At 67.3% G+C, this 13409-nt stretch carries 13 protein-coding genes; 6 read left to right on the top strand and 7 right to left on the bottom strand.

Annotated features, from left to right (window positions below; translation table 11 throughout):
• Positions 1-11: 11 nt before the first annotated feature.
• The gene (locus tag ACZ5YA_RS23220; RefSeq protein ID WP_059379440.1) at positions 12-674 is read left to right on the top strand and encodes a glutathione S-transferase N-terminal domain-containing protein; all 663 of its coding nucleotides are present in this window, start codon (positions 12-14) and stop codon (positions 672-674) included.
• A 20-nt stretch (positions 675-694) separates the two neighbouring features.
• Here the strand turns inward: ACZ5YA_RS23220 and ACZ5YA_RS23215 are convergent, their stop codons facing one another.
• A complete protein-coding gene (locus ACZ5YA_RS23215; RefSeq protein WP_118933105.1) occupies positions 695-1597 on the bottom strand; it encodes a LysR family transcriptional regulator in 903 nt (300 codons plus the stop codon).
• A gap of 128 nt (positions 1598-1725) precedes the next feature.
• Between ACZ5YA_RS23215 and ACZ5YA_RS23210 the strand changes: the two genes are divergently transcribed.
• Complete coding sequence (locus ACZ5YA_RS23210; RefSeq protein WP_251879562.1) at positions 1726-2727, top strand: tripartite tricarboxylate transporter substrate binding protein; 1002 nt, start codon at positions 1726-1728, stop codon at positions 2725-2727.
• A 23-nt stretch (positions 2728-2750) separates the two neighbouring features.
• Positions 2751-3944 carry a M20 aminoacylase family protein gene (locus tag ACZ5YA_RS23205; protein ID WP_118933134.1) on the top strand — a complete coding sequence of 398 codons (1194 nt, stop codon included), beginning with the start codon at positions 2751-2753 and terminating at the stop codon, positions 3942-3944.
• Between the two features lie 31 nt (positions 3945-3975).
• Here ACZ5YA_RS23205 and ACZ5YA_RS23200 read toward each other — a convergent pair whose 3' ends face one another.
• From ACZ5YA_RS23200 to ACZ5YA_RS23190, 3 genes are read right to left on the bottom strand one after another with little or no spacing between them, the layout of a single operon-like run.
• A complete protein-coding gene (locus ACZ5YA_RS23200) occupies positions 3976-5103 on the bottom strand; it encodes a deoxyguanosinetriphosphate triphosphohydrolase (protein WP_059379451.1) in 1128 nt (375 codons plus the stop codon).
• Between the two features lie 23 nt (positions 5104-5126).
• Complete coding sequence (gene aroB / locus ACZ5YA_RS23195) at positions 5127-6203, bottom strand: 3-dehydroquinate synthase (protein WP_464091283.1); 1077 nt, start codon at positions 6201-6203, stop codon at positions 5127-5129.
• Positions 6200-6697, bottom strand: a complete 498-nt coding sequence (locus ACZ5YA_RS23190) for a shikimate kinase (RefSeq protein ID WP_223283394.1) — start codon at positions 6695-6697, stop codon at positions 6200-6202. Before ACZ5YA_RS23190 ends, aroB begins: the two co-directional genes overlap by 4 nt.
• A 258-nt stretch (positions 6698-6955) precedes the next feature.
• Between ACZ5YA_RS23190 and ACZ5YA_RS23185 the strand changes: the two genes are divergently transcribed.
• Complete coding sequence (locus ACZ5YA_RS23185) at positions 6956-9403, top strand: penicillin-binding protein 1A (protein WP_059379435.1); 2448 nt, start codon at positions 6956-6958, stop codon at positions 9401-9403.
• A gap of 63 nt (positions 9404-9466) precedes the next feature.
• Here ACZ5YA_RS23185 and cyaY read toward each other — a convergent pair whose 3' ends face one another.
• A complete protein-coding gene (gene cyaY / locus ACZ5YA_RS23180; protein ID WP_013396958.1) occupies positions 9467-9796 on the bottom strand; it encodes an iron donor protein CyaY in 330 nt (109 codons plus the stop codon).
• A 54-nt stretch (positions 9797-9850) separates the two neighbouring features.
• Between cyaY and lptM the strand changes: the two genes are divergently transcribed.
• Together lptM and lysA are read left to right on the top strand one after the other, a co-directional pair.
• On the top strand, positions 9851-10009 hold the full coding sequence (gene lptM, locus ACZ5YA_RS23175) for an LPS translocon maturation chaperone LptM (protein WP_191295227.1): 159 nt from the start codon (positions 9851-9853) through the stop codon (positions 10007-10009).
• Entirely contained in the window at positions 10006-11298 is a 1293-nt protein-coding gene (gene lysA / locus ACZ5YA_RS23170) for a diaminopimelate decarboxylase (RefSeq protein ID WP_059379433.1), read from the top strand. Before lptM ends, lysA begins: the two co-directional genes overlap by 4 nt.
• A gap of 60 nt (positions 11299-11358) precedes the next feature.
• On the opposite strand, the gene ACZ5YA_RS23165 is transcribed toward lysA, so the two are convergent.
• Both ACZ5YA_RS23165 and tagF read right to left on the bottom strand, forming a co-directional pair.
• Positions 11359-12666 carry a serine/threonine-protein kinase gene (locus ACZ5YA_RS23165; protein ID WP_464091282.1) on the bottom strand — a complete coding sequence of 436 codons (1308 nt, stop codon included), beginning with the start codon at positions 12664-12666 and terminating at the stop codon, positions 11359-11361.
• 19 nt (positions 12667-12685) lie between these two features.
• Positions 12686-13402 carry a type VI secretion system-associated protein TagF gene (tagF, locus tag ACZ5YA_RS23160; protein ID WP_059379431.1) on the bottom strand — a complete coding sequence of 239 codons (717 nt, stop codon included), beginning with the start codon at positions 13400-13402 and terminating at the stop codon, positions 12686-12688.
• Positions 13403-13409: the final 7 nt, after the last annotated feature.

Here is a 13409-nt window from a genome sequence, read left to right as displayed (position 1 = left end):
AGGATCGCGGCATGTACACCTTGATCATCGGCAACAAGAACTACTCGTCCTGGTCCCTGCGGCCATGGATCGCCTTGCGCGTCGCGGGCATCCCGTTTACCGAGCAAAAGCTCGGTTTCTTCACCGAGGAATTCTCGCGCCGCGTGGGCGCGGTATCGCCTGCGGGCCTGGTGCCGGTGCTGCTGGATGACGAATTCGCGATCTGGGACACGCTGGCGATCTGCGAGTATCTGGCCGAACGCCATCCCGAAGCCCGCCTGTGGCCCCAGGACGCGCGGGCCCGGGCCCGCGCGCGGTCGCTCGCCGCGCAGATGCACAGCGGCTTCGGCGCAATGCGCCAGGCGCTACCCATGAACGTCGAGGCGCACCTGCCCGGCATCGACTTTCCCGCGGCTGCGCTACAGGACATCGCGCGCCTGCAAGCGATCTGGCACGACACGCGCGCGGCATTCGGCCAGGGCGGGCCGTTTCTGTTCGGCGAGTTCTCGATTGCCGACGCCTTCTTCGCGCCGGTGGTCTCGCGCTTCACGACCTATGGCATCGCGGCGTCCGGCCCGGTGCGCGACTATATGGACGCCGTGCTGGCGCTGCCCGCCATGCAGGAATGGACCCGCGACGCGCTCGCGGAAGCCACCTTCGTGCCCGAAGACGAGCCCTACCGCAAGCAGCGCTGAAGCACGTTCAATCGACGCGTTCAATCGCGCAGGCGCTGGGCCACGAATTCACGCACCAGCGCCATCGCCGGCGCTTCGGTGCGGCCCGTCAGCGTCACCATCGCGAACAGCGCGTGACTGCGCAGCGGCGGATCGGTGGGCAACTCCGTCAATTCGCCCGCGGCGATGCCGACCCGCGCCGCGCCCACGATGCCCAGGAACACCGCGTCCGACACGCGCACCGCTTCCAGCACGCTGCCGATTTCATCGCAGCGCAGGCGCATCGCGGTTTGCGGGTCGGCCTCAACACCGAAATGGTCGACCACGATGCGTACGGTATCGGCCGCGAGAAACGTGGACGCCAACGGATAGGCCGCGACCTCCGCGAAGCGCGCCGGCCGACCCGTCTGCGCCAGCGGATGGCCGCGGCGGCAGATGAACCCGGCGCGCATTTCCGAAATGGGTTCGATGCGCAGATCGGCCGCCGGCACGATGCCGCGCGTATCGACCACCAGCGCATCCAGGCGCCGCTGGCGCAACAGCGCCAGATGCGCCTCCGGCGAACCGCGCATCACGTCCAGCCGCAATTGCGGATAGTGCTGCGCCACGTGCGCCAGCAGCGGCGTCATGAGCATGACGCCCGGCCCCGAACCCAGCCCGATGCTGATGCTGCCCCGGTCGCCCTGGGTCAGCAGTTCCGCGCTGCGGCGCAGCTCGCCCGATTCGAACAGGATGCGCCGCGCGCGGCTGGCGACGGTCAGGCCGAGCGGAGTCAGCTCGGTGCGCTTGCCCATGCGGTCCAGCAGGCGCGCCCCCAGGTCTTCTTCCAGCAGGCGGATGCTGCGGCTGAGCGCCGACTGGGTCAGGTACAGGCGTTCGGCCGCGCGGCTGAAGGAACCCGCCTCGGCCACGGCCAACAGATGTTCGAGCTGCTTGAGATTCATGCTCGAGTCCCCGTTTATCTATGAGTTTTTTTTCTAGATTCCAGAATAACAATTCGTTAGACAACTAGCGAGGCCTGTCCCTAGCATGCGAATCACGACTAGATCATTCCAAGGGGAATTTCGTGAGCATGCTTTTCAATGGCCTGCGCCTGGCCGGCTGCGCGCTGGCGCTGGGCGCGACGCTGCTGGGCCAGGGCGCCCGCGCCGCAGACTATCCCGACCGTGCCGTCATGATGATGGTGCCCTACCCGGCCGGCGGCGCATCCGATTCCATCGCCCGGGTCGTGGCCTCGCCCGTGTCCAAGCAACTGGGCCAGCCCGTGCTGGTGGAGAACCTGGGCGGCGTCAGCGGCGCGCTGGGAGCGCAAAAGGTGCTGGGAGCCAAGGCCGACGGCTACTACCTGTTCCAGGGCTCGCCCAACGAACTGATTCTGTCCCCCATAGCCAACCCCGCAATCAAGCTCAAGAGCGAGGATTTCCGCCTGGTACAAATGATAGGTATGGCGCCCATGGTGATCGTGGCGCGCGCCGACCTGCCCGCCAACAACGCCGACGAACTGGTCACGCTGGCGCGTTCGCGCTCGGCCACCCAGCCGCTGAGCTTCGGCAGCGTGGGCGTGGGTTCGCTGTACCACGTGCTGGGCGAACACATGGCCCGCACCATCGGCGTCAACATGATGCACGTGCCTTACAAGGGCGGCGCGCCGCTGATGCAGGACATCGGCGGCGGTCAGGTGGACCTGGCCATTCTGCCGCTGTCGCAGCAGCAGGTAGCGCTGGCCGAGCAAGGCCGCATCAAGCTGCTGGCCACCCTGGAGCCGCAGCGCAGCCAGCTGCCCGCGCTCAAGACCGTGCCGTCGGTCAACGAAGGCCAATTGCTCAAGGGGTTCAACTTCACCACCTGGACCGGCTACTTCGTCAAGCGCGACACGCCGCAGGACGTGGTCTTGCGGCTGAATACCGCGCTCAACGCCGCCATGCAGGATCCCTCGGTGAAGGACAGCCTGGCGCATCAGAACATCGAAGTCTCCGCCCCCATGAGCGCGGAACAGGCCGACGCCATGTACCGCGCCGAGACCGAGCGCTTCCGCGAAATCTCCAGCCACATGAAACTGGCAGGCAATCCGTGACCCGATTCCAGGACTTCTCCGCCATGCATCCCGTTCTGCAGGCCATGACCGCCCAGGCCGATGAGTTCGTCTCGATCCGCCGCGACATCCACCGCCACCCCGAACTCGGCTTCCAGGAGTTCCGCACCAGCGATCTGGTGGCGCAATGCCTGACGCAATGGGGCTATGAAGTGGAACGCGGACTGGGCGGCACCGGCGTGGTGGGGCAGTTGCGCCGCGGCAGCGGCGGCAAGCGCCTGGGACTGCGCGCCGACATGGACGCCCTGCCCATCCAGGAAGCGACCGGCCTGGAGCACGCCAGCTGCAACGAAGGCGTGATGCATGCCTGCGGGCACGACGGCCACACCGCCATGCTGCTGGCGGCGGCGCACCATCTGGCCAAGCATGGCGGCTTCGACGGCACGCTCAACCTGATCTTCCAGCCCGCAGAGGAAGGCCTGGGCGGCGCCAAGCGCATGATGGAGGACGGACTGTTCCGCAAGTATCCCTGCGACGCCATCTTCGCGATGCACAACATGCCGGGCCATCCGCAAGGCCGCCTGCTGCTGCGCGACGGCGCCGCGATGGCCTCATCCGACAACGTCACCATCGTGCTGGAAGGCGTGGGCGGACACGGCGCGATGCCGCATTGCGCCGCCGATCCGGTGGTGGCCGGCGCGGCCATCGTGCTGGGCCTGCAAAGCATCGTCGCGCGCAACATCGATCCCCTGCACATGGCGGTGATCACGGTCGGCGCATTCAATGCGGGTAAAGCCAACAACGTCATCCCCCAGACCGCCACGCTGAAACTCAGCGTGCGTGCGCTGGACCGTGGCGTGCGCGACACGCTGCAAGCCCGCATCACGGAACTGGTCCACAGCCAGGCGGCCAGCTATCAGGTGCGCGCCACCATCGACTACGGTCGCGGTTATCCCGTGCTGGTCAACACTCGCGAAGAAACCGATTTCGCGCGCCAGGTCGCGGTGGAACTGGTGGGCGCCGGGCAAGTGGACCTCCAGACCCGGGCGCTGACCGGCAGCGAGGACTTCGCCTTCATGCTGGAGGAAGTGCCCGGCTCCTACCTGCTGGTGGGCAATGGCGATGGCTCGGCGGAAGGCTTCAACAGCGGGCATGGGGCCTGCATGGTGCACAACCCGGGCTATGACTTCAACGACCATAGCCTGCCCGTAGGCGCAGCCTACTGGGTGCTGCTGACGCAGCGCTATCTGGCGGGCTGAAGCCGCGGCGCAAGCCTGAGGCCCGCGGGCCTCAGGCCATCTCGAACAGGCGCTTGTGTTCGCGGATGGCGTAGCGGTCCGTCATGCCCGCAATGTAGTCGGCGATGGCGCGGGCCTGCTCGTTGAAAGCCGGACGGCGATAGTCGGGCGGCAATAGGCGCGGATCGTCCAGGAAAGCCGCAAACAGCTCGCGCACGATGCGGCGCGCCTTGGCCGTCATGCGCAGCACGCGGTAGTGACGGTACAGGTTGTCGAACAGGAATTTCTTCAGCTCGTCGGCCTCGCTACGGATCTCGGGCGAGAAGGTCGCCAGCGGCGGCGCGCGGCGCACGTCGTCGGCGGTGGCGGGCGCGAACTCGCGGATGCGCGCCAGCGAGGTCCGCGTCAGGTCGACGATCAGCGTATTGATCATGCGGCGTATGGTCTCGGCCACGGCGCGGCGCGCAGCCAGCCCCGGATAGCTTTCCAGCACATGGGCGTGATGGCGCTCGAAGATCGATACTTCCTTCAGCTGTTCCAGCGTGATCAGGCCCGACCGCAGGCCGTCGTCGATGTCGTGGTTGTTGTAAGCGACCTCGTCCGCCAGGTTGGCCAACTGCGCCTCCAGCGAGGGCTGGGTGCGGTCCAGAAAGCGCTGGCCGACCTCACCCAACTGGCGCGCGTGCGCGGCCGAGCAGTGCTTGAGAATGCCTTCCCGCGTTTCGAAACACAGGTTCAGGCCGTTGAAGTCCGCGTAGCGTTCTTCGAGTTCGTCCACCACCCGCAGGCTTTGCAGGTTGTGCTCGAAGCCGCCCGCCTCGGGCGCCAATTCGCGCATGCAGGCGTTGAGCTCGTCCTGGCCGGCATGGCCGAACGGCGTGTGGCCCAGGTCATGCGCCAGCGAAATGGCTTCGGTCAGGTCTTCGGACAGGCCCAGGCTGCGCGCCAGCGTACGCGCAATCTGGGCCACTTCCAGGCTGTGGGTCAGGCGGGTGCGGAACAGGTCGCCCTCGTGGTTCACGAAGACCTGGGTCTTGTATTCCAGGCGCCGGAAGGCGCCGGAATGGACGATGCGATCACGGTCGCGCTGGAACTCCGTCCGGTTTTCCGGCGGCGGCTCGGCATAGGTCCGCCCGCGCGATTGAGACGGGTGGGATGCATAGGAAGCCAGTTCTTTCATCTGCAACACCGTCTCCAGCATGTCTATTGAGTGGTGCGGGCCAGGACGGCGCGCACGGCGTCGTCGGGGGCAGCCCGGGTCATGGCCTCGCCGATGCGGGGCATGAGCACGTAGCGGATCGAGCCGCCTTCCGTCTTCTTGTCCACCTGCATCAGATCCAGCCAGCGGTCGGCGCCCAGGTCCGGCGCGACGACGGGACAGCCGATGGCGGCCACCAGCGCGCGCACGCGCTCGACGTCGGCGCGGTCAAAACCCGCGACGTCGGCCGACAGCTCGGCAGCCTGCACCATGCCGCAGCCGACGGCTTCGCCATGTAGCCAGGCGCCATAGCCCAGGCCGGACTCGATGGCATGGCCGAAGGTGTGGCCCAGGTTGAGTATGGCGCGCAAGCCCGACTCGCGCTCGTCCTTGCCCACCACTTGCGCCTTGAGTTCGCAGGAGCGGCGGATGGCGTAGGCGACCGCCTCGGGATCCAGCTCGCGCAGCTTCTGCGCATTTTCCTCGCACCAGGACCAGAAGGCCGGGTCCAGGATCAAGCCGTACTTGATCACTTCCGCCAGGCCTGCGGACACCTCGCGCGCCGGCAGCGTGTTCAGCACGTCGGTATCGATCTCGACAGCGACCGGCTGGTAGAACGCGCCGATCATGTTCTTGCCCAGCGGATGGTTGACGGCGGTCTTGCCGCCCACGGACGAATCGACCTGCGACAGCAGGGTCGTGGGCACCTGCAGGAAGCGCACGCCGCGCATGTAGACCGCGGCCGCGAACCCGGTCATGTCGCCGATGACGCCGCCGCCCAGCGCCACCAGCACGCAGCGGCGGTCCAGGCGGTTGCCCAGCAGCGCGTCAAAGATCAGGTTCAGCGACTGCCAATCCTTATAGGCCTCGCCGTCGGGCAGTTCGATGCGCAGCACCCGCTTGCCGGTACGGGCCAGCGCGGCTTCGGCGCGTTCGCCATACAGGGCCGCGACGGTCGGGTTGGTCACCACGGCGATCGCGGTGGCGTCGGCAGGAATGCTCTGGTCCAGGACGTCCAGGCGGCCGGGGCCGATATGGATCGGGTAGGCCCCGCCCGGGGTATCCACGTGTACAACGTTCATATGCGCTTCTCGAAGGCTTGCAGTTGCGGCAGCAGCGCCTTGACCAGGGTGTGTATGGGCATGGCGCCCGTCTCCACCACCAGGTCGGCCACTTCCTTATAGAGGGGTTCCCGCAGGGTCATGAGGTCACGCAGCGTGCCGCGCGGGTCGGCCGTGGCCAACAGGGGACGGTTGCGGTCGCGGCAGGTGCGGCGGAACAGTTCGTCCACGCTGGCGCGCAGGTAGACCACGATGCCGCGTTCGCGCAGGCGCTGGCGGTTTTCCGGCGCCAGGATCGCGCCGCCGCCGGTGGCAAGAATTATGTTGCGCCGTTGGGTACACTCTTCCAAGGCGGCGGATTCCCGGCGACGAAAACCGGCCTCGCCCTCGATTTCGAAGATTACCGGCACCCGCACGCCGCAACGCGCCTCGAGCTCATGATCCAAGTCCATAAACTCGCGCCCCAGGGCACGCGCCAAGCCACGCCCTATGGTGGTCTTGCCCGCGCCCATCATCCCGACCAGGAAAACCGGCAGGTCATGCGGCAGCGTGGCGGCCTTGCCTGTGCACTCGATCGCGCAAGGCTGGTTTTCGGGCGTCTCGCAGGAGGACGCCGGGTCCGGGTCAGCCTCCGGACATGAGTTAGCGGAAAAGTTCATGACGGCATTATCACATCAGCCGCCAGTTGCCCGCCTACCACACTGAACGATTTTGTTACAGAAACCGGTGCCCCGTGCCAAGACGGACCCGGAGATACCCGTAAAATCGCCGCGATGAGCAAGCCCCAGAATTCCTCCAAGAAAGACAAGCCCGCCAAGAGCGGTTCCCCGATACTGCGATTCTTCGTAAAAACCGGCATTTTCTTTGCCGGCCTGTTCCTGTGCGGCGTGTTGCTGGCCGGGATGGCGTTGGCGCTGGCCTGGCCCAACCTGCCCGACCTGAACGCCATGACGGACTACCGCCCCCGGGTGCCGCTGCGCGTCTTTACGGCGGATCGCGTCCTGATCGGCGAATTCGGCGAAGAGCGCCGCAACGTGCTGCGCTTCAACGAAATCCCGGACGTCATGAAGTCCGCGGTGCTGGCGGCCGAGGACGACCGCTTCTATCAGCACGGCGGGATCGACTGGATGGGCGTGGTGCGGGCGGGCCTGACCAACCTGGTCAACATGTCGAAGTCGCAGGGCGCCAGCACCATCACGATGCAGGTGGCGCGCAACTTCTACCTGTCGTCGGAAAAGACCTATTCGCGCAAGTTCTATGAACTGCTGCTGACCTTCAAGATCGAGTCGGAGCTCACCAAGGACCAGATCCTCGAGCTCTACATGAACCAGATCTACCTGGGCCACCGCGCCTATGGTTTCGCGGCCGCCTCGCGCACCTATTTCGGCAAACCCCTGTCGGAAGTCACGCCCGCGGAAGCCGCCATGCTGGCCGGCATTCCCAAGGCGCCGTCGCGTTTCAACCCCATCGCCAACCGTCCGCGCGCCGAGCTGCGCCAGCGCTACGTGCTGGGCCGCATGCACTCGCTGGGCTACCTGACCGAACCGGAATACCAACAGGCGCTGGCCCAGCCCATCGTCATGAAGTCCGCGGAAGGCACGCCGGCCGGCGGCTATTCCGTCCATGGCGAATACGTGGCGGAACTGGCGCGCCAGCTGTTGTTCAACGTGTACCAGGACAACGTCTATTCGCGCGGCATCAACATCTACACCACGGTGCAGTCCAAGGACCAGGAAGCGGCCTATCGCGCCGTGCGCGAAGGCGTGCTGGAATACACGCGCCGCGCGCCCTACCCCGGCCCCGAGGAACAGCTCGACCTGCCGCCGGGCACCGAGAACAATCCGCAGGCGCTCGACGAATTCCTGGACGGCGTGTTCGACAAGTTCAGCGACAGCGGCGACCTGCTGACCGCGCTGGTGCTGTCGGCCAGCCCCACCGAAGTGAAGCTGGCGCGCAGCTCGCGCGAGATCATCACGGTCACCGACAAGAAAGTGCTGGGCGTCGTGGCGCGCGCGCTGAACGACAAGGCCAAACCCGAGCAGCGCATCAAGCGCGGCTCCGTGGTCTACATCCGCAAGTTCGGCGACAACTGGGAAATCATCAACCTGCCTTCGGTGCAGGCGGCCTTCGTGGCGCTGTCGCCGCAAGATGGCGCCATCCGCGCCATGGTCGGCGGCTTTGACTTCTACCGCGGCAACTTCAACCGCGTGACGCAAGCCTGGCGCCAGCCCGGTTCGAACATCAAGCCCTTCATCTATGCCGCTTCGCTGGAGCGCGGCCTGACCCCGGGCACGCAGATCTCGGACCAGCCCTTCGAACTGACGGCCGCGCAGACCGGCTCCAAGGCCTGGAACCCGAAGAACTACGGCAACCAGTACGAACCCATGCTGACCCTGCGCCAGGGCCTATACAAGTCCAAGAACATGGTGTCGATCCGTATCCTGCAGGCCATCGGCCCGCAGTACGCGCAGGACTACCTGACCCGCTTCGGCTTCGACAAGGCCCGCCAGCCCGCCGTGTTGCCGCTGGCGCTGGGCGCGGGCTCGGTCACGCCCTTGCAGCTGGCCGGCGCCTTCTCGGTGTTCGCCAACGGCGGCTACCGCGTCACGCCCTACCTGATCGACCGCGTCACCGACAGCAGCGGCAAGGTCATCATGCAGTCCAAGCCGGTCGTGGCCGGCGACGCCGCCGCCCGCGCCATCGATCCGCGCACCGCCTGGGTCATGGATGACATCCTGCGCGGCGTGGCCACCTACGGCACCGCGGCGCGCGCCCGCGTCCTGCTCAAGCGCAACGACATCGCCGGCAAGACCGGCACCACCAACGAATCGGTGGACGCCTGGTTCTCCGGCTACACCCCGTCGCTGGTCGCCACCGCGTGGCTGGGCTTTGACCAGCCCAAGTCCCTGGGTTCGCGCGAAACCGGCGGCGGCGTCGCCATGCCGATCTGGGTCGATTACATGCAGACGGTCCTCAAGGGCGTGCCCGAAGAGAAGCCGCGCCCCCGTCCCGATGGCCTGCTGGTCGAAAACGGCGAGTTCTACTTCTCCGAATTCCCGCCCGGGCAGGCGGTGGCGCGCCTGGGCTTGCCCGAGGCCGACACGCTGGGTGAATTCCTCAACGGCCTGAACGGCAGCACCAGCGAGGAAACCAAGATCAAGGTGGCGCCGGGCGTGGGCACGCAAGGCAACACGCCCTGGTCCCAGAAGATTCCGTTCTGACGCGCAAATGACAAGGCCGGCCCCATGGGGCCGGCCTTTTTTTTTTCGCCTGAACCTGGTGTTTTACAGGCGTATCGTCACGGGCACGCCCGCGGCCGCGGAACAGATCTGCGACAGGGCGTCCGGCAACTGCGGGCCGCCTCGGGTATCGTTCCAGTGCTGGCCATCGTAGCGGTAGTGGAAGCCGCCGCTGCGCGCCGCGACCCACAGTTCCTGCATGGCAGCCTGGCTATTCACCACCACGTGGGTGTTGTCTTCGAAAACCATCGTCAGCACATTGCCGCTGCGGCTGGTTTCGACATCGACATCGAGCGAAGCCGCCCAGTCATCGGCCTGGCTTTCGATGCTGTTCAGCACCTGGTCGATCAACGCAAGAAATTCGGTTTCGGTCATAATCGAGCCTGCAAGATTTAGGAGTTCCCAGTGTTCCACTTGGCATTTCGCCGCATGGTCCTTCGCATTGTAGCCACGCTGCTGGCGACCGGCATGGTTGCCGCCTGCGGGTATAAAGGTCCCTTGTACATGCCGACGCCGGACGGCAAGCCGCCCTCGCGTACGGAGCAACCGCCGCAGACGGTCATTCCGCCGGCGCCATCGCTGCCATGACACCCCGATTCCCCGCGCAGCCTGAACTGGCCGGTCATCCGTACTTCCAGTTCCGCAACAATGTCCTGTACGCCGAGGACGTGCCGCTGGACCACCTGGCCGAAAAGCTGGGCACGCCGCTGTACGTGTACTCGCGCGCCGCGCTCAAGGCTGCCTGGGAATCCTACCGCAACGCCGTCGGCCAGCATCCGGTGCTGGTCTGCTACGGCATGAAGGCCAATTCCAACCTGGCCGTCCTGAAGGAATTCGCGCGCCTGGGCGCGGGCTTCGACATCGTTTCCGGCGGCGAGCTCAAGCGCGCCCTGGCGGCGGGTGCGGACCCGTCCAGGATCGTGTTTTCCGGCGTGGGCAAGCAGGCCTGGGAAATGCGCGCCGCGCTCGCGGCCAAGGTCAAGTGCTTCAACGTCGAGTCCGAAGCCGAGCTACGCCTGCTATCGACAATTGCGCATGGCATGGGCCTGCGCGCACCCGTCTCGCTGCGGGTGAACCCGGACGTGGACGCGCAGACGCATCCCTACATCTCCACCGGCCTGAAGGAGAACAAGTTCGGCATCGCCATCGAGTCGGCGCTGGACGTCTACCGCCTGGCCCAGTCGCTGCCGGCCTTGGAAATCGTGGGAGTGGACTGCCATATCGGTTCGCAGCTCACGGATATCAGTCCCTATTTCGACGCGCTGGAAAAACTGCTGGACCTGATCGAAAAGCTGGATCAGGCCGGCATCCGGATCGCCCATCTGGACCTGGGCGGCGGCCTGGGCATCCGCTATACGGATGAAATTCCACCCTCGCCCCAGGCCCTGCTGGACCGTGTCTTCGAACGCCTGAACGCGCGCGGCTTCGGCCATCTGCACCTGGTGCTGGAGCCCGGCCGCTCGCTGGTGGGCAACGCCGGCGTGCTGCTCACGCGGGTCCAGTACCTGAAGCATTCGGAAGCGCGCAACTTCGCCATCGTCGACGCCGCCATGAACGACCTGCTGCGTCCCGCGCTGTACGAAGCCTTCCACGGCGTGCGCCCCGTGCATCCGCGCGCGGGCGACGAAACCCTATACGACATCGTCGGCCCGGTCTGCGAAAGCGCCGACTGGCTGGCCCGGCAGCGCAAGCTGGCCATCCAACAGGGCGACCTGCTGGCGGTGGAGTCCGCGGGCGCCTACAGCATGGCCATGGCCAGCAATTACAACGCCCGCCCCCGCGCGGCCGAAGCCATGGTCGATGGCGACAAGTACTACGTCGTGCGCCAGCGCGAAACGCTGGAAGACCTGCTCAAGGGCGAGTCCACGCTGCCCTGAGGGGCTGCCGCCACTCGCGGCACGGACCGCGCGCCGCAGGCGGGCCCGATACCCAATCGTTCATTCGAACTCATGCGTAATGGAAGCCGGACGGCCGGCCGCCACCGTCAGGGTCATCCGGTAGTCGCCCGCTGATGCGTTGCGCACCGTCACCTGGTAACGGCCGGGCGGCAGGGACAGTTCGCGCAGCGGCGGGCTGACGCCGCGCGAGCGGCCATTGACCAGCACCTCTCCCCATGGACGCACGGCCACGCGCACCGTGACGGGCGCCGCCTGAGGCGGCGGGGTCACGGGCGCGGCGGGGGCTGCCGCGGCTTCAGGCTCAGAGGCGCTTTCTGGTTTTGGGCCGGCGGACGGCATGGCAGAGCCAATGGCCGCGGCGGGGGAATCTGGCAAGGCCGGTGGAGCCGGCGCGGGCGCGGGTTGCGGCTGTGGTTCCGACTGCGGCTGGGGTTGCGGCGGCGGTTGGGACGGTGGCTCCGATTGCGGCTGGGGTTGCGGCTGGGGTTGGGGCGGCGCCACGCCAGCCAGTTCGACCGGCGGCTGTGCCGGCCGCAGCCATGCATATCCCCCCGCCGCGAGCAGCAGAAGGCCCGCCACGGCCAGCGGCAGCATGCGCCGCGCCGGCCCCGGGTGTTCGGGCCGCATCGCCGTCAGGCGCGCCGCAGCCGGCGGTGGATCGTCAAACTCGTCGGCGGGCGTCTCCGCCATCAATGAAGGCGCGGCCGTGTCCGGCTCCGGATCCTCCATCGGACCGGGTACGGAAGCCGCCGCAGGCGCCGGCACCGCCGGCGGGATCACCCCCATCGCCGCAGCAAGCGCCGCGGCTGTGCGCGGCCTCGCCTGCTCGTCCATCGCCAGGCCCTCGTCCACGGCGGCGCAGAACGCCGCGCGATAGGCGCCCGGCTGCCATGCATCCAGAGGCAGGCAATCGTCGCGCACGCGGCGCGCCAGCGCGCCTGGCGGGGCCGCGCCCGTCGCCAGGAAGTACGCCAGCGCCGCCAGCCCGTACACGTCCGTCCAGGGGCCGCAAGAATGGCCCGGATCGTCCGTGTACTGTTCGAACGCGGCGTAACCGGCATGGCGTGCGGCGTCTTCATCATCGGGCGCCGCATCGGAAGGCGGCGCCAGGACGGCAAAATCCTGTCCGTCACGGACCACGGCATCAGGGCTGATGCCGCCATGCGCCCGGCCGGCTTCGTGCATGGCGGCCAGGGACGCGGACAAGCCGGCGACGACTCGCAGGATCTCCTGTTCACGCAGCCTCCCGGGCGGCAGGCGCAGGATATCGTCCAGGCGTGCCGCATCTGAAGCGGCCGGGAAGCCTGCCGCGCCCGGCTCAGGCGGCACAGCTGAAGTTCGTAGCATGCGCGGTCCTCCGGCAGTTTCAGGGATGCCAGGTCGGCAGGGATGAGAACAGCCTGGCGAACAGCGTCGCGTTCAACGCGCCGCCATGGATGTAGGTCTGCAATGCCGCGCCGTCCGCCTGGTTGGTCCACCAATAGCTGGTGTGGGAACTGGGGTTGAAGCAGAACGGCAGATCGGGCCAGGCGCCCAGCGCGCGGCGCGCCAGCGGCGCGGAGTCCTGCTCCCGGCCGGCGCTCAGGATGTCCATGATGTCGCTGCCGCCGCGCGGCGCGGCGGCGCCCGGCGCCGCGGCAGGCGTACGCACCTGCTGCAGGCTGCGGTCGAACTGTTCCGCCGGGCAGCCATGGCGCACCGCCGCCAGCATGCTGGCGCCGATCTGCCGGTAGTAGTCGCTGGCGCCATCCAGGATGCTGCTGTGGTATTGCGCGGGCGGCACGGCCATGACCACGCACAGCGGATAGCCCCGGCCCACCCGGTCGCGGCTGGGCGTGATGCAGCCCAGCTGTGCGACGCCCGCGCCCGGCCCGGCCGGAATCGCGAAATTCCAAATGGGCGCCGACGCGAAGCCGCGCGCGGCATTGATGTCTGGCGCCTGCTTCAGCGCCGCCAGCCCGAACTGCAGCCAGCGGTCCCACCAGGTGATCAGCTCACGCGGCAGGCGCCGGTGCACGAAGTCGCCCGCCGCCGGAATCTTGCCGTACCAGCCCACACGCCCACGCTCCACTGCTAGCTCCATGTCCTTG

The sequence above is a fragment of the Achromobacter sp. JCM 18799 genome (assembly GCF_055395645.1).
The sequence above is the reverse complement of the archived record's forward strand: the minus strand, read 5'-3'. Positions and strand labels throughout refer to the sequence as shown.